Origin of the sequence: Tengunoibacter tsumagoiensis, from assembly GCF_003967535.1 — a bacterium.
In the GTDB taxonomy this organism is placed as follows: Bacteria; Chloroflexota; Ktedonobacteria; order Ktedonobacterales; family Ktedonobacteraceae; genus Tengunoibacter; species Tengunoibacter tsumagoiensis.
On sequence record NZ_BIFR01000001.1, the window covers coordinates 2859083 to 2881511 of the forward strand.

The window sequence follows — 22429 nt, forward strand, 5'->3', positions numbered from 1 at the left end:
GTGTTGTAACCGATTTTAGAAACCACAAGCAAATGTTGCCAAACGAATGCAAATATGGTACACTTTGCGCATGAGATTGAGTCAGTATGCCAAACAACAAGGAATCAGTTACTCGACGGCATTGCGCTGGTGGCGACAAGGAGCCATTCGCGGCTATCAGGCTCCCACAGGTACCATCATTGTGGAAGTGGAAGAAAAGCCCCAGCATCAGGAGAAGCATGTGATTATTTATGCTCGTGTTTCCTCACCTGAGCATCGGGAGAATCTGGAGCGGCAGGCTGAGCGATTGGTCCAATACTGTACTGTGCGTGGCTATCAGGTGCATCAGGTGGTCAAGGAAATTGGCTCAGGAGTCAACGATAGTCGCCCCAAATTACTGGCCGTGCTCAAAGATCCGCAAGCCAGCCGGATTGTCGTCGAGCACAAAGATCGATTGACCCGTTTTGGCTTTCGCTATCTGGAAACGCTGCTGGCCGTTCAGGATCGAACCATTGAAGTTGTGAATCTGGCGGAGAATAGTACAGAAGATCTGCTCTCTGACCTCACAAGTATCATCTATAGCTTTTGCGCCAGACTCTATGGACAACGTCGTGCCAAACGGAAGACAGAAGCCCTGGTTGCTCAGATCAAAGAGGAGGCCCTCCCCGATGCAGCTGGTTGAACAGCACTTCATCCACAAAAGCGATGCGCGCTTTGCGCCTATTGATGCCGCCGCCTTTGCCTCCAAAAACCTGTATAATCAGGCGATGTATCAGATACGGCAAGCATACATCCATGAGAGGAAATACCTGCCGTATGCTGCGGTCTTTCATCTGGTCAAGCAGATGGACTGCTACAAAGCCCTTCCGGCCAAGGTGGCCAACTCCCTTCTCATTCTGATTCATAAAAACTGGGTATCCTTTTTCAAAGCCATGGAGACGTACCTGGAAGACCCTTCGACGTTTGTGGGGCGTCCACGTATCCCTGGGTACAAAGATAAAGAGCGGGGCCGGATGATCCTGATCTACGATACCCAGGCGCTGGGGAAACGTCACTTCAAGAAAACGGGCAAGCTCGTGCCTTCAGGATTGCCCATCGAAATTGACACCTGTCTGACGGAATGGTGGCACCTTGATCAGGTCCGTATTGTCCCTGCGTCTGGTGGGTACATGATTGAAGTCGTCTATGAACAGCCGGAAGAGCAAGCCGCTGTGACCCAGGAGTGGATAGCAGCTCTTGATCCAGGAGTAGACATCCTTGCCGCGCTCACCTCGAACAAGCCAGGGTTTCAGCCGCTTCTGGTCAACGGTCGTCCATTGAAAAGCGAAAACCAGGGCTACAATAAACACCGCGCCCACCTTCAGGGCCTTCTCCCCAAGAACCAGCATACCTCTCATCAGCTGACGGCCATGACGACGAAGCGAACGCGCCGCGTGAACGCCTATCTGCACACGGCAAGCCGTCGAATCATTGATGTTCTGGTCGAAGAGGGAATCAGTACACTGGTGCTGGGGAAAAATCGGCTCTGGAAACAAGAAGTCATGCTGGGGAGGAAGAACAATCAGCAGTTTGTCCAGATCCCTCATGCTCGTTTTCTTGACCTGCTGACATACAAAGCAAAGCAAGTAGGCATTCAAGTGGTTATCCAGGAGGAGAGTTATACGAGTAAAGCTTCGTTTCTCGATTGTGATCCCATTCCGGTATATGACCCCAAGCGAACCGAGAACCCCCAGTTTCGTGGAAAGCGTGAATACCGTGGCCTCTATCGAGCACAGGATGGCAGGCGCATCCAGGCCGATGTCAATGGGTCGTATAACATTTTACGAAAAGCATTCCCCAACTCCTTTGGGCAGGGGATAGTGGCACCCGCAGTTGTTGCCAGGACGGTTGAAATTGTCTGTAAGGTAGGGAACGGCTCTACCGTCAACGGAAACCGTCCAAATGGATGAGTTGAGAGCATTTGCTATCACTTTCCAATACTGTATCGCAATATGCTTTATATTTTCGCCAGGAGCGTGTAAGAACCGAGAATGAGGATAAAACTTGCCTATTTAGAAAATACTTGATACACTTGCTCATGCAGGCTGAAAACCTTGACAAGGGAGAATGTTTTCTCTTGAACAGATAGGAGCAACCGATGACTCTTCAATTCCCTGAGGGGTTTTTTGTGCGGTCCGCAACCCTCGATGACGTCAGGAGCGTCACAGATTTTATGAGATTCTGCCAACAATCTGAATATGGCTTTGCGCTTGTGAGTGAGGCAGATACGCTCACCCTCTGGACGTCTCCCGAAGTTGATTTGACCCATGATACCTGGCTGGTCTTTTCTCTTCACGATCAGATCGTTGCCTACCTTCATCTTGGACATAAAAACCCTTTGCGTCTGTCAGTTGTTTTGAAGGTCCATCCTGATTCTGCTCATCTAGGATTGCAAGCATCGCTGTTGAAGTGTGTTGAGGAGCGTGCCCGTCAGTTCATTCCCCAGGTACGTGCAGATGCCCGTATTTCGCTCAGCATTTCGTGTAGTGACCCAACGACTATCTATAGGCAAGCCATTGAGCGGGCAGGTTTTATCTATGTGCGGAGCAACTTGCGTATGGAGATTGAAATGAATGAACCACCACCTCCAGTAATTTGGCCAGAGGGAATAACGCTGCGTCCTTTTACCTTGGAGATGGCACGTGCAGTTCATGCCGCAGACGACGAGGGCTTTCAAGACCACTGGGGCTACATGCCCGTCCCGTTTGAGACATTTCAACACGAGTATATTACAGCCTCTAAGTTTGATCCAACCCTCTGGTTTCTTGCCTTTGAAGATGAGAAGATTGTGGGCTGTGCCCTCTGCGAGTGTCGAGAAGACAGAGCCTGGGTCAACAGTCTGAGCGTTGTGCGACCCTGGCGGCAGAGGGGGCTTGGCCTTGCCCTGTTGCATACAGCCTTTGGTGAACTCTATCATCGTGGGGAACGAAAGGTGGCTTTAGAGGTTGATGCACAGAGCTTAACAGGAGCAACGCGCCTCTATGAGCGTGCAGGTATGCACAAAGTGCGTCAGTTCGATCGATATGAGAAAGAGTTGCGGGCCGGTCGTGAACTAAGCACACAAGAGTTGGAGGTGTAAAAGAGAGCATCTCTGGTTGTGCCTGTATCAGTTTTATTGCCTGTAGGAACAGAGCAGCTCAGATTCTGGTAATGGTTATAGCCTTGAAAAAGCAAACGTTTCTCTGCTGTTTCTAGAATGATGGGCATGCTACCTTATCGAAAGATAATAAGCATGCCCTTTGTCGTATTTTTGTTGAAAGGGCAACGTCACTGAAGAGGTCTCTTTTTTCTCCGACGGCACATCTGATCTGCAAAACTTGCTCCTTTTTCAGCAAGGAGCCGCACCTTTAGCGATTTTCCTGGGGCAACTGGTAGGTTGCGATCACGACGCCCGCGTTCGTCGTTCTGGTGCCGACAAGCTGGAATGTGGTTGTTGCCCCACCTTCCGGGAAGAGGCGGCGTCCCGATCCCAGCACCAGTGGGTGGATGAGCAGCACGTACGTATCGACAAGGTTTGCCTGCATGAGTGACTGGACCAACGCTCCACTGCCCATGATGACCAGATCCGTGCCTACCTCTTGCTTGAGCCTGGCCACCGTCTCTGCGGCGTCGCCCTTTAGCAATGTGGAGTTCATCCATGGGAGCGGCGAGACGAGTGTGGTTGATGCGACGTACTTCGGCATATTGTCGAGCATTGCCGAGAAGGGGCTCTCCTTCTGTTTGGGCCAGACGGCGTAGAAGTCCTCATAGGTTCGCCGGCCCAGTAGCAGGGCGCCGATGGCGGGCATGCTTTCCCCAGCCTGCGCCATCGCGGCATAGGGGGTTGCCCAGCCACCATACTCAAAGCCGCCCCGGCGATCCTCATCTGGTCGTCCTGGGGCCTGCATGACTCCATCGAGGCTCAGATTTGTGAAGACAATAAGCTTGCGCATGAATATTTCCTCCTTCAGTCGGGAAACGATGGGGTTTCTCTCATGGGTTGGAGTATATCCTGCTCATTCCTCGATGACTTGTAAAAAACCGGCATGTTCAAACAAAAGCATAGCCTGTTTGCTCATGATAGAAGTCATCGACCTGCCCGGCAAGGCGTGTGGGCGTCAGGCCAGAAAAGGCTTTGATGTCGCGAATCAAATGAGACTGATCAGTGAAGTTCAGAGCGGCGGCCACATCGGTCAGTCGGGCAAAGCGCCTGGTTTTGATGAGGTGGATCGCTGCATTAAAGCGCTTGACCCGAAGATACGCCTGGGGGGTCAGGCCCACCGCCTGGGTGAAGCGCCTTTCAAACTGGCGTTCAGAGAGATGGAACGTGTTCAGCAAGTCCCTGACATGCAGAGAACCCATATGCGCGTGAATCAAATGGAGGCTTTCTTCTATGAGCATATCTCGTGGTTTCTCTTGCTTGAGCCGAGATAGCAGGAAGGTGGTGAGAAGCGTCATCTGTTCTTGCCTGCTCCGGGCTTCCATCAGTTGACTGGTCAAATCAAGAGCCCCGCACTCCTGTGGACCCATCCAGCCGGGAGCAAGGTGCGAGGCGTTAATCCCAAAAAGGGTTTTGAGGGCGCAGGGCTTGAAAATCACCTGCACTGTGGTAAAAGCTGTCTGCTTGTAGGTCATGACGCTGGGCTCAATGACGGGTCCAGAGAGAAAGAGAGGCGGTGGGCAAAAGCTGCGTCCCGAATGGGTGACGATGTGTTCAAGAGCAGCGTGCCCGTTGTGATGATGAAAGACCATTCCTGGCGCACCTGTGGGAGAGACCTGAATGGTCACGGCTTCCTTGCCACGATGCTCAGCGATCCTGACGCACTCTACCTCGTTTTTGAGGATGGCTGGAGGCGGGAGAACAGTAAAGTGGATCGAGTGCATCTACCTTCCTTCATTTCATGAAACGACGTGTTATCCGATGGCTCTTTCTCTACTCTTCTTTTACTGGCCTGTAAAGCTGGTAACGGCAAGAGAGGGGGGCAATCTTACGAGTATCTGAACCCAAGAAGGAAAAGATCTTCGATATCGCCCCTTCTCTGTTAAGGAGCGAATCACAGTGGAGGAAGATCATCCTGTGCTAAATGCAAAGGAGAGGCATTTTAAGCACCTTTGCTCAATAAATAACCTCCTTTAAATGCAGGAGACCACGATTGGGGCCATTAATTGCGTTTAACCAGGCGAAGTATTTCATCGACCACTTCTTGAATTGGTGCAGTAGCATCTATCCTTATCCCTCTTGCAGGTACGTCTTCTTGTGTGGCATGCAGCTTGAAGATGAGTTCGCGTTCGGCCTGACTCGCACCCCAGTCGTTATTCGAACGGGTGGCGAGCCGTCGTTCGAGTGTGTCTCTATCAACATTCAATACGAACACTCTCAGGAGATCATGCCCTGTGTGATCATTCTCACCCGTTCATCCAATCCCCGTCGTCTATTTACCTCCAATTGGATGTCAAGAGGAGGAACCAGGATATCATATCCCTGCCAGTTGATGGTTTCCAAGCGACTAGCAGCTGTAGGTCCATATTCGGTTATCCCATGCTCATCAACGTCTTCACGGACTCCTCCAATCCATTCGATTCGCGTATGGAAGAAGGCTCTCCCAAACCAGTTACTGATCCAACCGTGCGAGTCTTCGACCGGCTGAATGAGCGTATCGAACAAAAGGTTTCCCAGAGCATGAGCGCCTCCATCATCAGTAATCAGATCCAGATCGCGCGGAGCCACGTCGAGTCCTCGCACAGCTAATGCGGCACTTCCTGCGAGATACCATTGAATATCCTGTTGCTCAACTTTCTGTATAAATGCCAGAAGTGCTTGTTCCCAAGGAACAGGATGGATGCGAGCTGTTTGCAAGATGAGTTCTTCGAGCACCTGCGTGAAATGTTGGTAGAAGATATCCAGATGGGGAGTATTGGCCGGGAATGTCTTGGCGAAGCCATCTTCATGAGGCATAAAGAAGAGTTCTTGCACAGCGTCGTTGTAGATTGGGTCCAGGTCAGAGATGATGAAAGAAGTTTGCATGCCTTGTGTCTTACACAATGTTTTCATGATGTTACCATTCTCCTCTTTTCCTTTGGCCAGGAGTTGTTTCAATACTCTTTCCCTTGTCAAGATATATTATTCTATTCTTGACACCTTCTGCCATAGTTGTGAATTTTATTTTAAAAAAAGAGATTCATTCAAAAAAGACGGCGTATATCTGATCAAAAATCTCTTTTTCTCACCATTTCAGCAAACGAGCAGCATCGTTTGCGCGAAAGAGCCTGATTTTCGCTTTTTCAGTCTCTGAGTTTTGCTCAATCACTTCGTTAGAGATTATCATTCGACGGCTGGCACGCAAATTGCCTGGAAGCGGCGTTGGAGGGAGGCATTCTTCTCAATATACTGGCGATATTGTTCGAGTGTACAGGCCCCGATTAACTGGATCTGGCCGCGTGCCAGGACCGGTTTCAAAAGAGTACTCGCATCAATTGGATAGGTGTCCGGTTCGCCGCCGACGAGGCGGTGAAGATGATCGACGTAGAGCATGAAAGAGCCTGATGCCTGATGCATCGTGATGAACATCGTCTGAAGCCGCTCAAGGGCCATCGTTGGTGCAATCCACTCTTCCAGGGGAGGCCAGAGAAATAACGCGTCCAATAATGTTCTTTCTTCATCAGAGTCCGGTTTTGAACGGGCGAGCTTTTCTCTCAGAGGGGCATATACCTGTTCTATCCGTTCTTGTCGGATCGCTGTATCATCAGATAGATCTGTGAAGAGTGCCTCGTAATTCAACCCGATTACCTGCTGAGAACAGAAAGGCAAAGGCGCGTCTCCCTTTACCATGCGACGAATGACTTCTGCTACGATTGCCCAACGCCCCGTTTCATCGGAAGTCAGGAGCACTGGGGAATTTTTCGTTCTTCGCTGGAGAACCTCAAAGACATGGTGTATCACGGCCCCGTGGCTAGTAAGAGGAGCTGATGCTTCGACTTTCACAAGTTGGGTCAAATTGTATCCGTAGCGTTCTAAGGGAGTAGAGCCGTTGAGCATGCTTTTATCCTTAAAAAAAGTGCTTTTCGTGGTGCAATTATTGCATCCGTTCGAATTGGCTGTCAAGCTGCTCCAGATCTTGATTTTTAGTAGGGACTATATATGCCTTCTAAACGTTAATAATAAGAAAGAAAGATTCTATTAGCATGAGTGGGACGGACGTGTACTTAACTCCTTTATACTTTATTGCCAGGGCGTTCTGGTCATTTGATCAGTATAGAGCTGATGAAGCGTGCGAGGATTTTGCCAGTCGTTGGAGCGGGTTGGATATCAGCGCTTTTGAAGAGGTAGCTCAGGAAGGAGAGCGTACCAATCGACTGGTTGTATTCCTGGCACTTGATGAGCTGAAGAGTACTGAGACGAGTGAATTGCTTTGAAGGTATAGTCGACGATGTAACAAATAGTAAGATTCTTGCAAAATAAAGATTGTTCCTTTGAATGAAAGGTGAAAAAAAGATGAGAGAAACGTGGGATCAGTTTTATGAACTTACCAGGGAGAGGCCCCCCTCTGAAGGGATCATCAGGGCCGTCTCACTCCTTGGACAGACAGGTGATGCTTTAGATTTAGGATGTGGAGCAGGTCGTGATACACGATATCTGCTTTCCCAGGGATTTGAGGTCACGGCCGTTGATCGCGAGACAACTGCTCTTGCTGAACTGTCTTCGTTCTCCAATGAACATCTCCATCTCGTGCAATCAGCATTTGAAGATTTCACGTTCGCAACGTATAATCTGATCAATGCCCATTTTGCTCTCCCTTTTATGGCAAGAGAGCAGTTCTCCGCAGTTTTTACCAGACTCAAGGCGTCACTGAAGCCTGGTGGCATCTTTGTTGGCCAGTTCTTTGGCATTCATGATGAGTGGAATACTCATGAGAATAATTTTACCTTTTTCACTCGTGAGCAGGCCCTTTCTGAGCTAGATGGCTTGCAGATTATCGAATTTGAAGAGATTGATGCCGATGGAAGAATAGCTAGCGGGACTCCAAAGCATTGGCATGTCTACCACATCATAGCCGCTAAAGAGAGGCGCCTCATTGATTCGAAATCGACAAATTGAACTGCTTCTCGCAATACTCACGTTCAAACCCTCTCCTCTGTTGTGGCAATTTCGAAGCAACTTGATTCATCAGGAACAGGGGGTGATCCACACAACGATTCTGAAAAATGTGGAAGCCGATGCTTCCTGCAAAAAGCATTGGACAGTCAGCTTGAAAATGCTGAAACACTGAAAGCAACGATTTCTGACGCAATGAATGAGTGTGCAGTTATCTCCAGATGATCCGAATCACTGATCTGTAACAGAGAAGAAAGGAATATGATTGACAAATATTTAATGATCTGGCAAAATGTTATTTGATAGTGATGAGACTTATGAGCTGCTGATAAAAGATATAGGGTAGATGACAGAAATTATTCATAATAATACTTCGCAAACTACTTTGCTTTTAACGAAATACAGCATTCCATTTGTTCAGGATCGTCTTGTCAAGCGTGAGCGGCTTTTTGCTCTTTTGGATGAAGGGCTTTCTCGTCGGCTTACACTTATTTCTGGCCTGGCTGGCGCTGGCAAGACTACTTTGTTGAGTTCCTGGCTAGCAAGTCGTTCTATTTCTTCTGTGGCATGGATTACATTAGATACTGGCGATAATGATCCTGTTCGCTTCTGGAATTATCTTCTTGCTGCTTTAAAAAAAACCTTTCCAGATTTACATATCGACATACCATCTTTTTCATCATCTCCTACGCTGGCTGAGTTGGAGTTGGTTATTGCCGTTCTTATCAATTCTCTTGCCGCAAGAGCAGCGACCATTGTTATCATCATGGATGACTACCAGGTGATTGATAATCCGGTTATTCAAGCAAATATGTCTTTATTGATAGATCATCTGCCTGCACATGTCCATATCTACCTCGCCGGAAGAATATCCTTCTCATTACCTTTAGCCCGTCTACGTGCGCGTGCACAGCTATTAGAGATCCATTCTCCCGACTTACGCTTCAGAAATGATGAGATAAATGCCTTCTTTCATCTCACTCCTGAATGTAAACTTGATAATACAGAAATTGCGCTGTTAGAGGAAAAGACTGAAGGGTGGGCTGCTGGGCTGCGGCTCGTCTCAATCTTCTTGCGCTCTCTTTCTCATAAGTCTCATTTTTTTGCTGCTTTCAAAGGTACCCATTACTCTGTAGCTGACTACTTGCTTACAGAAGTTTTTTATCAGCAACCAGAAGAGACCCAGTTCTTCTTGCTCTACACATCTGTACCGCAGCATATGACTAGCTCACTCTGTGATGCGATAACCGAGCGACATGATAGCGAAACAATGTTAGTAAGACTTGAACGAGCTAATCTTTTTCTGTTCTCTCTTGATACAACCCATTGCTGGTATCGTTATCACCACTTATTTAGCGACTTCTTACGTTGGTATCTCAAACAAAAAAAACCGGATTTCATACCTATCCTTCTTACGCGTGCTATTGCCTGGTATGTTCAACATGATATGCGTCTGGACGCGATCGAATTAGCTTTAATCTGGCGCGATTTTGATCAGGCAACCGATCTGCTCGTGAGTATTGCTGATAGTTTGCTTGAACGCCATGAATTAACAACATTGTTGCGTTTGGTAGAACAGCTACCGCCGAGCCATGCAAAAAAATATCCACAGCTGCTCGTTTGTCAGTGCTGGGCTTTATTGACTATTGGTCAAGTCGAGGCTGCTGAGCGCTGTCTCGATCTGGTGAGTGATATGGCAGTCCAGCCAGAGGTATCGTATGATATCATAACAATTCGTATGATGATCACAACGTTGCGTGGGGACACCGCTCAGAAGTTCGAACAGGCTGCTCATACAGATCAAAGTCCTTCCTGGCTCCATGGCGTTCCATCGCTTCAGCAGGGCCTTCTGAACGTTTTTCATGGCGATCACATTGCTGGAAAAAAAGCTTTTACAGAAGCTAGTCAGATCGGCCTAAAGGCGAATAATTACTATGGCGCTCTTGTTGCTACCTGCCAGTTAGCCACATTGGAACAGGCTCAAGGTAAACTGCATCAATCTGCTAATACGTACACAAAAGCCCTGCAAACCGCTCAAGTAGATACAGCTTTCTTGGATGCCAGCCCTGCACATATAGGACTTGCTGGTATCTTGTTAGAATGGAATGATCTGGTAGAAGCAGATGAACATATCCAATGTGGGATCAGACAGAGCCAACAGTCGGGCAACCAGGCAACGCTGCTATCCAGCTATCTCGCTTTGGCTCAGCTCTATCAAGCGCGCGGAGAAACTACAGCAACCGAGAAAACGGTGCAAGAGATTGAAGGCTTGTTGCAAGCTCAAAAACATTCCTCTTTTTTACTCTATTTACTCGCTGATACAATTATTCGTATGTATTTGTTGCAGAATAATATATCTGCTGCGAGAAAATGGGAACGTTTTTGTCTGCCAGCAACGTCGCCTCCTCTCGACCCCTTTTCGCTCTTTGCTCTTTGCTCTGCAGCGCGCTTACGACTGGCTGAGCATAATTTCCATGCTGCTCTGAGGATGCTTGACCCTTTACGCCAGTATGCAGAGGCAAACCAATTTTATGGTCCCCTGTTGACTGTGCTGCTGTTGCAAGCAAGAGCTCTACATGCCCTTGCAAAACAGAGTCAGGCTCTGACTATCCTCGCACGTGCTTTTGCTCTAGCAGAGCCAGAACGTTATTGCCGTACTTTTCTGGAGACAGGTACGCCTATGGTCCATCTTGTAAGTCAGTTGCTCCTGGCTCAGAACCAGGGGTATTTGAAAGCTGCGAAGTGTTCTCGTCACTATGTGCAGTCTATATTCTCGCTACTAGTAGGTGAGAAGCAAAAAACTGCACAGCTTATTCCAGTTGTAGCACCATCCTCTCATCATCTTCTTAGCACTCGTGAACTTGAAATACTACAACTGATTGCTTACGGTTTCTCCAACCAGGAGATTGCTTTGTTTTAATTGGGATGATGATCCTTTCAGCTTTGTCTGGGGCGAGCTTTGGTCTGACTCTTGGGACAGCGGTTAAGCCAGAGCAGATAGGGGTGATGAATGCAACCATTCTCCTCCCGTTAATTTTCCTGGGGAGTGCCTTCTTTTCTTGGGGAGGTCTTGCCTCAATCCGCTGGTTCCAAATTGTTACTCTCTTTAATCCTCTTACCTATGCTGCGGAGGGGATGCGTGGAATCATGATACCAACAGGGTTGCCAGGATCAGTGCCAGTACTCGATTTTCAATGGGTGATCCTGGGCCTTCTGGTCACTATTGCACTGTTTCTTGTCCTGGGTGTGAGAGGTTTTGTCAGTCGTGCTGTCAGATAATGTGTTATTTCTATACTGTGTGGCACTCTTCAATCTCTCTCGCCTATGAGATTTTTTGCAAGCCTGTTCTCCATAGCATAATTAGACAGCCGAAAAAGCCAAGCGTAATAAGCCAGAAGACGTCTCGTGGGCCGAGTATTCCTACCAGCAGTCCCCCAAGAGCCGCTCCTAATGGTTCGCTGCCATAGCTCAAACTGCGAAAAGCACTGTTCACGCGGCCCTGTCTATTGACAGGTGTTAACAGTAGACGATGGGAAACAATGGCGACGGCATAGAGAGGGTAGGTGAAACTGATCAAAAATCTCCCAATGAGGAGAAGGGAAAACCAGGGGCTCAACGCGACAAGGAGGAAAGCGCCAATCCAGATGATTGTTGAGTACAGGAGGATCTGCCCACAACGCAGGTGTGTGTGCAGCCAGGGAGCGAGAATACTGCCAAAGATACCTCCAAGGCCTCCGACACTGAGCAGCACGCCAATCCATTGAAGTGTGAGATGCAACTGGTTTTGTGCCAGAACGATGAAGACCAGACTGACCGCACTCGTCAAAAAATTGATGACAGTGGTCAGGAGTGCCATTGCCCTCAATTCTCTTTGTTCCCAGAGGAAGCGGAAACCAGTCAGTATCTCTGACATGAGTCGACGCGGCTCATCATTGGTGGGACGTGCCACTTGAAGTGGGATCTGGATAGCTGCGAGTGAACAGGCTGAAATCAGGTAGGTGATACTATCAATGAGATACGCTAGAATGGCCCCTGCCTGTATCGTTGAAGCCAGACCCATCAAAAAAGCACTCAAAGTGGGGCCTAGCAGAGTTGCCGTGTATTCAGTGGTGGTCTCAAGAGCATAGGCTTGCGCTAATTGTGCTGGTTTTACCACTTGTGGTAATGCAGAGATCTGTGCAAGGCTGAAGAGGACATAGGCAGTGCCCTCAACGAACGCGACCAGGTAGAGTTGAACAAGCGTCATATGGTGTATCGCAAAGGTGAGAGGGATTGAGCCTAAGGCAAACCAGCGAAAAAGATCACAGCATACCATTGTCTTTTTACGATCCCATTGATCCACCAGCACGCCAGCAGGCAGACTGAAAAGGAGATAGGGTAGTTGGCGAACTGCAAAGAGAAGCCCTGCCAGTGCGGGCGACCCCGTCAGCAATAAGATGAGAATGGGGAGTGCCAGTTCCGAGAGACCGGTTCCCAGTGTGGAGATCATTTGTCCGCTCCACAACAGAAGGAAAGGGACATTCTGCCAGAGCGCAGGAAATTTGAACCCTCGTTTTTTTCGAGAATATGGTTGGTGATCCATAATGAAAGACTCCTTCCAAACAAAGTGCTTCAGCAACAGAGAATGTTTGATGGGATGCAGTCTGGAGGAGCGCGGGCACACAAAAGAACGCAACCCGGAGAGGATGCGTGAGCGAGCCTATGCTGACACTTTTTCCTGGCCAGCAAAAACCAGAAGATGCTATCTTAGTGATCTATTCACATATGCTCCTTGAAAAGATTATATCTGATATAATCTACTATATGAGAAGAACATGCGGGCTGTCAAGTATCAGCTCTACTAGCTGATAGGTTCGAACCAGCGCTAAATCATGCTAGTGTACATGATTGAGGCAGTATACTATCCCCATGATGCGACAGAAACATATAGTACTTTTCACGGCATTATAGAAGTGATTTAGCATTTCTGCATCCATTCCAAAAGCACTTGTGTGGCATGGTCTAGGGAAGGACAGAACCAAAGAAGGGATACTCTATGCTCAAAATCAAAATTCTGGGAGGCCCTGGTAGCGGGAAGACGACGCTAGGAGCAGAAATAGCGGCTACATTCGATCTCCCTTTTTAGTCATATTTCAAGTAGCCTGGGAAGAATCTTATTCCCTTCTCCTTCTCCTTCCTCCATCGGCCTCTGTCCTCTCTTCACGCGCTTTCCGTCCCGTTTCCCTGCTCCTTACTTCTCCCCATGTCACCACGAAAAAAACGTGCTCCTTTCATTTTCGCATGTATATGGGCGACCAGGCATAGCCACAGAAAAACTGACGCGCGGATACTATGCTGGCAGGTGAACGAGCAGCAGCCCGGCTTCGTTAACCGGACCATGCAGCATCTTTTCTCCGTCTGGACCAAAGACCTGGCTCTCACCGTGCAAGATACGCCCCTGCCATACGCCTTCCGTTACCGCGCCAATACTATTGGCGGAGACAATATACAGCGCTTTAGCGGTCGTCCGCGCCTGATATTGCTGACTGATCCAGGCCGCGTTCTTCGCTTCTTGTCCGGGCTCACATGCCCAGGCACAGGGCGAGAAGATAATCTGCGCGCCCATCAAGTACAAGCTTTCGGTCAGGTGTGGCGTCCAGCTGTCGGCGCAAATATCGAGCGCTACTTTGCGGCCCTCGAAATCAACCACCTTCAATGCTTCACCCCTGGTATAGAGTTGAAGCGCGATATCCAGTTCGTTGATCTTACGATGCTTGCTCACGATGTTTCCCTGCCGGTCAATGAGCAAAGCGGTGTTGTAGATGTTCTGACCCTCGCGCTCCTCCAGTCCCACAACGATCGCCATATGATATTGCCTGGCAAACTGTCCCAGTGTGTCGCTAAAGGGACCTGGCACGGGTTCGGCATCGCGCCGGGCGGCCTCAGAGAGCCAGCCGGTCAGGGAACATTCGGGCAAAATGATCAGGTCACAGTGTTGTTGACCGGCGGAGATGATGATGTTGGTAATGGTCTGTATATTCTCCCGTTTATTGCCCATGACGATAGGTATCTGACCAATGCCGATCTTCAATGGCTCTACACTCGGTTTCTGCATAAGTACTGCCTTTCACAACGTAGGAAAACGTGTTGATTTCTGCTTTTCACTCCAAGATAGATCTCAGTGACCTTACGACCGAGGAAATTCAAGCAGCACAGATTGACGTTAGGATAACTTTTCCCCGGGAAGGCACAGACGCCAGTATACGGCATAGCTCTGGATGAAGCGCGTACCAATCAATTTCTCTCCTCTACGCACCCGGCCAAGACCGACATACAGATTTGTCAGCGCTTAGCCCAGGTGCCATTCAGTGGTCCCTTCAATAGGATGAGCACGCGGCTGTAGAGGCTGCGGAACAGCAAGCCTCTCATCAAATATATCATCATTCCAGATCAGACGTCCACGGGTAAACGAGATGCTACGGATCTCACGCGGCTCAAACACAAAGAACAAGCTACAATGTTTGACTTTTGTCATTCTCAAGAGCATTTATTGCTTTGACCGCTTGATCAACGCCATCTTCGTTTTGTAATCGATTCCCAATCTCCCTGGCTTTTTGCCTCATTTTCTGATTATGAAGCACACTATGAAGGTGTTCTGCTAATTTTTGGGATGTGAGGTGCTTACGACTTATTGGTTGTGGGCCAGCACCAAGCTGAACAACTCGCTCTCCCCAGAACCACTGATCGGAGATGTGGGGAATGACAATCGTTGGCACGCCCGCAGAGAGACTGGCCGCAGTTGTTCCAGCACCTCCATGATGCACAATAGCTTGCATACGTGGAAAAAGCCAGTCATGGGCAACGTCATTGATCAGGTAAAGACGATCCGACCGCTTTTGTGTCTTATAGATATATTTGTCTACCAGGAGAATCCCTCTCTGTCCGATCTGCGTCAGTGTCTCTTCGACCATCTCAATAGTCTGCAGCGGATGATAGGGACTCATACTCCCGAAGCCGATGTAGATAGGAGCCGGACCTGTGCTCAGAAAATCAATGAGCTCGTTGTCCGGTTGCCATGATTCTGGATGCTTTGTCATCCAGAATCCCGTAATGTGAATAGTCTCGCTCCAGTCAGTTGGTTTGGGGACAAGCAGAGGGCTATATGCGCAGAGCAGAAGAGGAGTAAGGTTCGGTAATGTCGCATAGAAAGAACGAGGCAAAGGAGGAAGACTGTAGAGTTTTTTGCGAGCTGCATTGGCTGCAGGCAAGAACAACCATCCTGTGTAGTATTGCGCCATCATATGCGAGAAGAGGTTCATGGTCTTTCCAAGGAGTGGGGGCTTTTGAGGGAGCCAGGGAGAGGTAGGTTCTGGAAGTGCTGCCGTTGAGAGTAACATAGGCTGAAGTATGGTAATAATCAAACGTTTCTGATATTTCTCGGCGATAGTAGAACCTATCAGCAGGCTTGCTAAGGCCACAATGACAGTATCGGATTCGCGGCACGCTTCTTGGGCGCGTTGCATGTACTGTGGCGTAAAATGTGCAATTCGGTGTGCGACGTGTTGAGCAAAGCGATAGGGATTGATGCCTTTGGCAAGCAACTGTTCTCCGCCCTCTTCCTGAAAAAGATCTTTGGCGTCATCATCAAGAGGGAAAAAGGGAATGTGATAGCTGCGTACCAGTTCGGCGTAGGCTTGATGGGTCGCCAGGCAGATCGTATGTCCTGCATTGATCAGTCCCTGGCTCAAAGCAATATAGGGTGCAATGTCACCACGCGAACCAATCGCAATGATCGTTATGTTCATAGAAAGATCCTCACAGTTGTATCAATGCTGCTTTTTCTTTATATGCCAAAACGCATAGGCACAAATCGTTGGTGGCGAAGTGTTTGAGAAGGCAGAAAGCATGAAAATTGCCAGCAACAACACTCCGTTACTGGCAAAACAAGAGAGCAATTATTGGCGTTGAGCACGTCGTCGTAATAATTCATAGCGTCGTCTGGCCAACTCAGAAAGTGTATGACAGCGATCAAGAATATCTGAGACTGATGTATGAGGTGAGAAGGTCAATGACCAGCCTTGCTCGTCTTCTACCAGTAAGGCCTGATGAACAAAACGTTCACGCGCGAGTGTCCATACGCCCCCAAAGGTCAGATCTGGTTGGATCACCGCCACAATGAGTTCGTTATCATTGGCCGCAGCAGTCGCATGTGAAATTGTTTGAGCCTGAGCCTGTATTAATTTGGCTGCCTGCATGGTGCGTAAAGGACGCTCTAGAGCTTCCTGTGAGAAGGTATACATACGAACATTCCTTTCTTTTTAAGGGAACTGACGTCATATATTTCAATAAACGCAATCAAGATGGTTCAATAGTATTTAAATCCCTTCTCCCTATAGTGCTGAAAAGTCAGAAAGCGGAATTTGTAAAATATCGGCCATTGTACTGACCACTGCATCATGTGCATTCATTGAGAATATATCAACTAATGTTCCAAATAAACCAAAAATGATTGCTTCATAGCGCCCATTCATCTCTCAAAATCCATTTCCCTTCGTTCTGATATAGTATTACCGTAATATATCATTTTACCTGATTGATAATCAGGAAAGCAAGCATTTTATCATCATTCATGAAAGGATGACCTGACACTCTATCTGTCTGTTTCCATCTGGGTTGATACGGTAGGCGCTGATCTCGCAGGCTTGCGTCCTGGACGCGATGGTCATAGTCTGTACTTGTCTCAGAGCCTCTATAAAAGCAGTTGCGTTGCTCAGCCTGCCGACGGTCAAATGAGGAAAATAGGTTTCCTGGCTTCACTTTACCTTCTCGTTTACTATCATACTCCGATGAAGAATCTGGCTACTAGACACTACTTACATTGTTCAAGCCAGGTTTCCAAAACGTAAGAAAAGGACGAGGGTGTAATTCAAGCCAGGTCTCCAACTCAGCGCTGGTGCGAACTCCACCATCAATAACTGCACGATAAATGTCAATAGAGGGATGGTGTGGAATGGAGCCATTTTGCATCAATGCTTTTAGTTCCAGGATTGCTCTCCGTGTCTCGGGAGTAAGTGCCTGTCGAAGTGGTTCTACTAACTGTGCTGCACAAGGGCCCGGGTGATCGCGACGTAACGACCACATATCAATCTTCCAGTCAATTTCATCAGCAGTGCGATAGACGAGCCTCCAATATAACCCCTCATCCTGCTGATCGAGATAATTGCCAAACCGAGCCTTCCTTACGTTTGGATGCATTGCGCAATCACGTAGTATGGCAAATCCATCTTCAATACGTGGTACATCACAATAAATTTCCATATCAATATCAGCGGCCATTGCTAATCCATATGCGACGGCTCCAACAAGGATTGGAGTACCAAAAGCTCGCCAACGTTCAAAAAGCTGAAGTTCGCTGAGAATAGTGTGTGCTATTTTTAGTCTCTGTTCAGTTTGGTCAAGTATATCATCGATCATGTTTTTTGCCATCTACTTTTTTATTTGGATAAGGCTTGAAGATCCCGAATTGGCATCTCTTCCCAACTACAAGGGCGCAAGATAATAGGGAAATAACTCTCGTTGCACCCGCTTTGATCACAGCAGATTGAGGTGTGCTCGTACACGGGAGAGCAATGCCTCATAATCTAATGCTGCTGGATCGGTCATATCCAGTGGTATCACGTCGCCACCAATGTCCATAGTTGGGTGATAGCCACGAAGGATGGCCTCTGGCTTTGTGGTGACCAATCTGCTATCACGATGGCAGGGATGCCGATCAGAGGCTTTGATGCGGGCCAGAAAGCGTTGCATGATCACGTCGCCGTCGCCACCACAGGCGATCTGCAATGGCACAAAGTCGTGTTGGGCCTTCAGTGCAAGGAACTCGGGTGTTGAGCGTTCCGGTCGTGAAAGTGTGGCCTCAAGGATCAGCGATTGACCAGCGTCAAGGAGGATCCCTGTCATATAGTAGGTGAGCTGAAAGCTGGCCGAATTGAGCAGTGGATGTCTGGTCTCCGGTTGCATCTCCAGAGCATCATAGAGTTTTTCCATCATGCCATCGCGATGGAGAACAGGGAGATGCAGATCCTTGCCCAGGCGTTGGGCGAGCGTCGTTTTGCCCACGCCTGAAGGGCCGGAGACAATGATGAGGTGAGGAAGAGACATAAAGAAGATTGCTCCTGACATATCATTTTTCAAGGTTCTCTATCCGTTATGATAGCATATAGAAGAGAAATGAAGCAAATATTTATTTTGATACTTCTTCCTTTATTTTGAAAGGAAACATGATGCGCGAACTTGATCTCTCCTGCGTCGTGCCAGCGGCCAGGCCAATTGTCGAGGCTGCTGCCAATGTGTATTTGCGCCATACTGAACAGTGGCTCATTGGTCTGCTCATTCATGGGTCAGCGTTTAAAGGTGGCTTTATTCCTGGATGTAGTGATATTGATCTCCAGATCTATCTCCAATCTGAAGCCTTTACGAGGTATGGCCAGCTGCCGCTGGAAATCTGTAGTGCTATTCAACGTGACTTGTCACACATTGATCCATCCCCGTTCCAGTATATTCAGGGATATGCCCTTTCGTCGCAACCACGTTCCCAATATGTTGGACCCATTCCAGGAGCCTACCATATGCTCACTGGCCACCTTCCTGTACCAGAAGCGAGCGAGGCAGATGTACAGCGGTCAGCTCGCAAAAAGCTGGCAAGCATCGATGAACATATTGCCCATTATTGCAGAGGTCTTCTCGAACATGGCTCAGGTAAGCTCGAACGGCAGGTGCGCTTTCTTTGTACCGATCTCTGGCCAACGCTGTATCAACTCCTGGCCATTCAAGAGCAGGACGGCCTGCGTATCTGGGGACTTCCCAAGCCTGCAGCTATTGCTCTTTTGAGACAGGAGAGCCAGCTCTCACAAACAGCTTCCACTTTTTATCAGGCATTGCATCGCTATTATCCGCAGGCAACCTCCATTGAAGATGCCATCCATGTTATTGAAGCAGGGATCGCTTTTTTTGAGCAGGCACGCCTCTGGTGGCTGGAGTACAACTTATGTGTTTGAGGACATTGTTATGTTCTTATGATTTTAATAGTGCTTGAACATCACTGTAGTGCACTATGTTCCTATTTTACGTTGCATAAAATCGGCAATGAGTGCTATGACTTCGTCTTCTTTGCCACTGAACACGTGATTGCTGTTCTCAATTTGGTACACTTCTGCCAGGTTGTTCTCCTTTTTGAGGAGTGCAACAGCATCTGTGATGGGTATCACTGTGTACTCACTCTCTTCTTGATCGCCGATCACACCCAATAGAGGAACACGAATCTGTTGAAAAAGGGTGAGATTTTTTCCGTGCCTCAGTGGCAAAGCGAGAGCATTCGCTGAGTCGTTAGTAAAGCAATGAAGGTAGGTCTGGGCGCTGATTGGGAGCTCTCCACACAGTCCGTAGGGGTCACTGAGAAGCTGTTCATTTTTCCCCTGGCTTACGAGATTGTGCGCTTCTTGCAGATAGGTTTTCCCAATAGACTGCTCATACTTCATTTGCGCTCCCACGTTATCAGAGAAGCCAAGCAGAATCACCCCTTTCACATGATCTTTGTACTGGCCTTTATTCATGTAGTAGACAATTTTTTCCGTACCATAGCTGTGACCCTCAAGAACAATGTTTTTGTATCCTCTCTTAAAGGCAAACTCGATCCATGCATCAATATCTAACACGCAATCAGCGAACTTTTCGAGCGCCACACCATGACCAATGGTGCCTTTTTCGAGTTCGTAAACACCAGCTCCCCGATTGTTCGTGGAAAGAAAGGCGATGCCTGCATTGACAAGGCGATGTGTTAATCCTGGGAAATAGCTATTGCCGTAGAAATTGCCTCCAGCTCCATGAATGTGAATATCAATCGTGTCAGTAGGCTTTGTTGGTTCAGTAAGGAGGCCATGCAGGCGTAAACCATCACGTGTTTGGACACTGACAATAGGGTAAGGGATATTTGTCATTTTGCTTTTTCCCTCGCATCTCTCTCAAATGAGCACCTTCATTAAACCAATACACTGCCTGCTCTGCAATCAGTGGAGCAACATCTTCAAAGTGATGAGTGTTCATTTTTTGTTCCTATTTATGTAGAAATTCTTGTGGAGTCATTTCTTCTCACTATGCTTTTTTTAAAGATACGCTCAAAGAAAGCATACACTCATCCATTCTTGTTTGACAAGTCTAGCTCATAAGTTTTCTCTATATAAGATGAATCCGCCCCGGATTTGATAGAGTCCCAGAAGCTGACATATACCTGGAAATTACTGCTTCAGAAACAGATACGAAATGGGTGACGGATATTACCTCTATCCTAACAAGAGAAGGGTGGTGGGGTAGTCAATGGCGAGCAATTGTGGTGAGAAACTGATAGAACGCGTCCTTCATCAAGCACTTGTTCGCCGTCATCCAAAGCAGGACGTGATCCCACGATCACTCATGCGAAAGACGCGTCTTTTGCATGAGTAATCCTGGCAAGTGTCATATCGTTGCTTCTCTTACTCTACAATGAGGGCCAGCTTGCCTCCAGGATGCTGACTGGCGAGGAGTTCGAGCGCGTTTTTGGCCTGGGTGAAGGGAAATGTTTGTGCGATAGGAACGACGAGTTTTCCTTGACCTGCAAGTTCAATCAGGTGAGAGCGGATCTTGTCGCGGAACTGTATACCTTCAGGCTTCATGCCACCAAGGATCTGGTAGCCATCCTTCTGGGCACGTCCAAAGGCAGCGATACTCACGATGCGTGCGCGATCCTCGACGAGCGCCAGTGATGTGTCGATGGCCTCATCGGTCCCAACGGCATCTAGCGCTGCAACCACGCCGTCTGGAGCTGCCTGACGGATACGATCGAGCAGGCCAGGACCATATGCTACTGGTATGCCGCCAAAGCGGGCGATGGTCTCAAAATTTTTCTCGCTTGCCGTCCCGACGACACGTACGCCGTTGATGTGGGCCTGTTGTAGGACGCTGACCCCCACCGCTCCAGAGGCTCCATGCAGGACGATGGTGTCACCCTTGGTTACACCTGCTACCGCGAGCATATGAGCAGCCGTCGCACCAGCGAGCAGCAGGTTGGCCGCCTGGGCGAAATCCACGTTTTTCGGTTTGGCGAACACATCCCTGGCTGGTACCGTAATGGCAGAGGCATAACCCCCTTGTATGCGGAAGGCCAGTACCTCATCTCCGATTGCACCGCCGCCCGAAGCGATCTCGGTGTCAGGCCCGAGTGCGCTGATGACGCCAGCCACCTCGAAGCCGACTGATAAAGGGAGGATGCTGCGATCGGTACCAGATGCGAAGCGCTTATAGTCGACAGGGTTCATCCCTGCGGCCCGCACCGCAATAGTGACCTCACCCTGTTTGGGTGCCGGTACCTCTACTTCAACCAGGCGCAGGACATCTGGTCCGCCGAAATCGGGTGCAATCCATTTTTGTGCCATCGTCTTTGTCTCCTATTCTCTCTTCAGCCTTTACTGTGCAGGATTATCTGCAATGGTCTACTATCAGGAACAGAAGTCCACAGCATACTATTCCAGGTTTTTCATTATCCTTCACTCCCCTCCCTTTATTCACAAACGAACTGGTTGGATTTTAGATGAAGGGAATTATTCCATCTCTGAATATTTTTTATTAATCTCTTGTTGCTGCATCGAGATAGAAATGACTGACTAACTCGTCGAAAGATGATAAGCATGCCCTTTGTCGTATTTTTGTTGAAAGGGCAACATCACTGAAGAGGTTTCTTTTTTTCTCCGACGGCACATCTGATCTGCAAAACTTGCTCCTTTTTCTGCAAGGAGCCGCACCTTTAGCGGTTTTCCTGGGCCAACTGGTAGGTTGCGATTACGACGCCCGCGCTCGTCGTTCTGGTGCCGACAAGCTGGAATGTGGTTGTTGCCTCGCCTTCCGGGAAGAGGTGGCGTCCCGATCCCAGCACCAGCGGGTGGATGAGCAGCACGTACGTATCGACAAGGTTTGCCTGCATGAGTGACTGGACCAACGCTCCACTGCCCATGATGACCAGATCCGTGCCTGCCTCTTGCTTGAGCCTGGCCACCGTCTCTGCGGCGTCGCCCTTTAGCAATGTAGAGTTCATCCATGGGAGCGGCGAGACGAGTGTGGTTGATGCGACGAGCCAGCACTGTCCACTTGGTCCAGCCAGCAAGACAAACCTGTTCCCATAGAGATCGAGGATGGAAATCTGTTTTCCATTGTGGTTTAACCAGACATGTGGCGCACGCGTTCCAGTGCGTCCAGATGGCTCGTTTTCAAAAAGGATATCATCATTTAACACTGATAGCTTCCCAGTCATAAACGGCCAGATCACCAGGGTGA

The 22429-nt window shown here is 48.6% G+C and carries 23 protein-coding genes; 8 read left to right on the plus strand and 15 right to left on the minus strand.

The window, feature by feature from the left end; genetic code table 11:
- The first annotated feature begins 70 nt into the window (after positions 1 to 70).
- The 3 genes from EL628_RS11245 (at position 71) to EL628_RS11255 (ending at position 3097) form a co-directional block, all read left to right on the plus strand.
- Positions 71 to 661 carry an IS607 family transposase gene (locus EL628_RS11245; RefSeq protein ID WP_126580039.1) on the plus strand — a complete coding sequence of 197 codons (591 nt, stop codon included), beginning with the start codon at positions 71 to 73 and terminating at the stop codon, positions 659 to 661.
- Positions 648 to 1928 (plus strand): RNA-guided endonuclease InsQ/TnpB family protein, encoded by a 1281-nt coding sequence (locus EL628_RS11250; protein ID WP_126580040.1) that lies wholly within the window; start codon positions 648 to 650, stop codon positions 1926 to 1928. Before EL628_RS11245 ends, EL628_RS11250 begins: the two co-directional genes overlap by 14 nt.
- Positions 1929 to 2116: 188 nt before the next feature.
- A complete protein-coding gene (locus tag EL628_RS11255; protein ID WP_126580041.1) occupies positions 2117 to 3097 on the plus strand; it encodes a GNAT family N-acetyltransferase in 981 nt (326 codons plus the stop codon).
- A gap of 268 nt (positions 3098 to 3365) precedes the next feature.
- Here the strand turns inward: EL628_RS11255 and EL628_RS11260 are convergent, their stop codons facing one another.
- The 4 genes from EL628_RS11260 to EL628_RS11275 all read right to left on the minus strand — a co-directional run bounded on the left by EL628_RS11260 (position 3366) and on the right by EL628_RS11275 (position 7033).
- Positions 3366 to 3950: a dihydrofolate reductase family protein gene (locus EL628_RS11260; RefSeq protein ID WP_126580042.1), complete on the minus strand. Its 585-nt coding sequence runs from the start codon at positions 3948 to 3950 to the stop codon at positions 3366 to 3368.
- Positions 3951 to 4047: 97 nt separating this feature from the next.
- Positions 4048 to 4881, minus strand: coding sequence for an AraC family transcriptional regulator (locus EL628_RS11265; protein WP_126580043.1), 834 nt, complete (start codon positions 4879 to 4881; stop codon positions 4048 to 4050).
- A gap of 493 nt (positions 4882 to 5374) precedes the next feature.
- The gene (locus EL628_RS11270; RefSeq protein WP_126580044.1) at positions 5375 to 6049 is read right to left on the minus strand and encodes a nucleotidyltransferase family protein; all 675 of its coding nucleotides are present in this window, start codon (positions 6047 to 6049) and stop codon (positions 5375 to 5377) included.
- Positions 6050 to 6319: 270 nt separating this feature from the next.
- Complete coding sequence (locus EL628_RS11275) at positions 6320 to 7033, minus strand: hypothetical protein (RefSeq protein ID WP_126580045.1); 714 nt, start codon at positions 7031 to 7033, stop codon at positions 6320 to 6322.
- Positions 7034 to 7179: 146 nt separating this feature from the next.
- Between EL628_RS11275 and EL628_RS11280 the strand changes: the two genes are divergently transcribed.
- The 4 genes from EL628_RS11280 (at position 7180) to EL628_RS11295 (ending at position 11368) form a co-directional block, all read left to right on the plus strand.
- A complete protein-coding gene (locus EL628_RS11280) occupies positions 7180 to 7410 on the plus strand; it encodes a hypothetical protein (RefSeq protein ID WP_126580046.1) in 231 nt (76 codons plus the stop codon).
- A 79-nt stretch (positions 7411 to 7489) separates the two neighbouring features.
- A complete protein-coding gene (locus tag EL628_RS11285) occupies positions 7490 to 8092 on the plus strand; it encodes a class I SAM-dependent methyltransferase (protein WP_161975425.1) in 603 nt (200 codons plus the stop codon).
- A 343-nt stretch (positions 8093 to 8435) separates the two neighbouring features.
- Positions 8436 to 11009: a winged helix-turn-helix domain-containing protein gene (locus EL628_RS11290; RefSeq protein WP_126580048.1), complete on the plus strand. Its 2574-nt coding sequence runs from the start codon at positions 8436 to 8438 to the stop codon at positions 11007 to 11009.
- 23 nt (positions 11010 to 11032) lie between these two features.
- Entirely contained in the window at positions 11033 to 11368 is a 336-nt protein-coding gene (locus EL628_RS11295) for an ABC transporter permease (RefSeq protein WP_161975426.1), read from the plus strand.
- A gap of 43 nt (positions 11369 to 11411) precedes the next feature.
- Here EL628_RS11295 and EL628_RS11300 read toward each other — a convergent pair whose 3' ends face one another.
- The 8 genes from EL628_RS11300 to EL628_RS11330 all read right to left on the minus strand — a co-directional run bounded on the left by EL628_RS11300 (position 11412) and on the right by EL628_RS11330 (position 18229).
- Complete coding sequence (locus tag EL628_RS11300) at positions 11412 to 12671, minus strand: MFS transporter (RefSeq protein ID WP_126580050.1); 1260 nt, start codon at positions 12669 to 12671, stop codon at positions 11412 to 11414.
- A gap of 747 nt (positions 12672 to 13418) precedes the next feature.
- Positions 13419 to 14183, minus strand: a complete 765-nt coding sequence (locus tag EL628_RS11305) for a carbon-nitrogen hydrolase family protein (protein WP_126580051.1) — start codon at positions 14181 to 14183, stop codon at positions 13419 to 13421.
- 234 nt (positions 14184 to 14417) lie between these two features.
- Positions 14418 to 14603 (minus strand): hypothetical protein, encoded by a 186-nt coding sequence (locus EL628_RS11310; protein WP_126580052.1) that lies wholly within the window; start codon positions 14601 to 14603, stop codon positions 14418 to 14420.
- Positions 14581 to 15873, minus strand: coding sequence for a glycosyltransferase (locus EL628_RS11315; RefSeq protein ID WP_126580053.1), 1293 nt, complete (start codon positions 15871 to 15873; stop codon positions 14581 to 14583). Before EL628_RS11315 ends, EL628_RS11310 begins: the two co-directional genes overlap by 23 nt.
- 150 nt (positions 15874 to 16023) lie before the next feature.
- A complete protein-coding gene (locus EL628_RS11320) occupies positions 16024 to 16368 on the minus strand; it encodes a hypothetical protein (protein ID WP_126580054.1) in 345 nt (114 codons plus the stop codon).
- A 90-nt stretch (positions 16369 to 16458) separates the two neighbouring features.
- Positions 16459 to 16599: a hypothetical protein gene (locus EL628_RS29805; protein WP_161975427.1), complete on the minus strand. Its 141-nt coding sequence runs from the start codon at positions 16597 to 16599 to the stop codon at positions 16459 to 16461.
- A 331-nt stretch (positions 16600 to 16930) separates the two neighbouring features.
- Complete coding sequence (locus EL628_RS11325) at positions 16931 to 17542, minus strand: hypothetical protein (RefSeq protein ID WP_126580055.1); 612 nt, start codon at positions 17540 to 17542, stop codon at positions 16931 to 16933.
- A 117-nt stretch (positions 17543 to 17659) separates the two neighbouring features.
- Complete coding sequence (locus tag EL628_RS11330) at positions 17660 to 18229, minus strand: P-loop nucleotide/nucleoside kinase family protein (protein WP_161975428.1); 570 nt, start codon at positions 18227 to 18229, stop codon at positions 17660 to 17662.
- 119 nt (positions 18230 to 18348) lie between these two features.
- On the opposite strand from EL628_RS11330, the gene EL628_RS11335 reads away from it, so the two are divergent.
- Entirely contained in the window at positions 18349 to 19125 is a 777-nt protein-coding gene (locus tag EL628_RS11335) for a hypothetical protein (protein ID WP_126580057.1), read from the plus strand.
- A gap of 54 nt (positions 19126 to 19179) precedes the next feature.
- Here EL628_RS11335 and EL628_RS11340 read toward each other — a convergent pair whose 3' ends face one another.
- The 3 genes from EL628_RS11340 to EL628_RS11350 form a co-directional block, all read right to left on the minus strand.
- A complete protein-coding gene (locus tag EL628_RS11340; RefSeq protein WP_126580058.1) occupies positions 19180 to 20064 on the minus strand; it encodes an alpha/beta hydrolase family protein in 885 nt (294 codons plus the stop codon).
- A gap of 531 nt (positions 20065 to 20595) precedes the next feature.
- Positions 20596 to 21534, minus strand: a complete 939-nt coding sequence (locus EL628_RS11345; RefSeq protein WP_126580059.1) for an NADP-dependent oxidoreductase — start codon at positions 21532 to 21534, stop codon at positions 20596 to 20598.
- A gap of 368 nt (positions 21535 to 21902) precedes the next feature.
- The gene (locus EL628_RS11350; RefSeq protein WP_245994058.1) at positions 21903 to 22388 is read right to left on the minus strand and encodes a dihydrofolate reductase family protein; all 486 of its coding nucleotides are present in this window, start codon (positions 22386 to 22388) and stop codon (positions 21903 to 21905) included.
- Between the last annotated feature and the right edge of the window lie 41 nt (positions 22389 to 22429).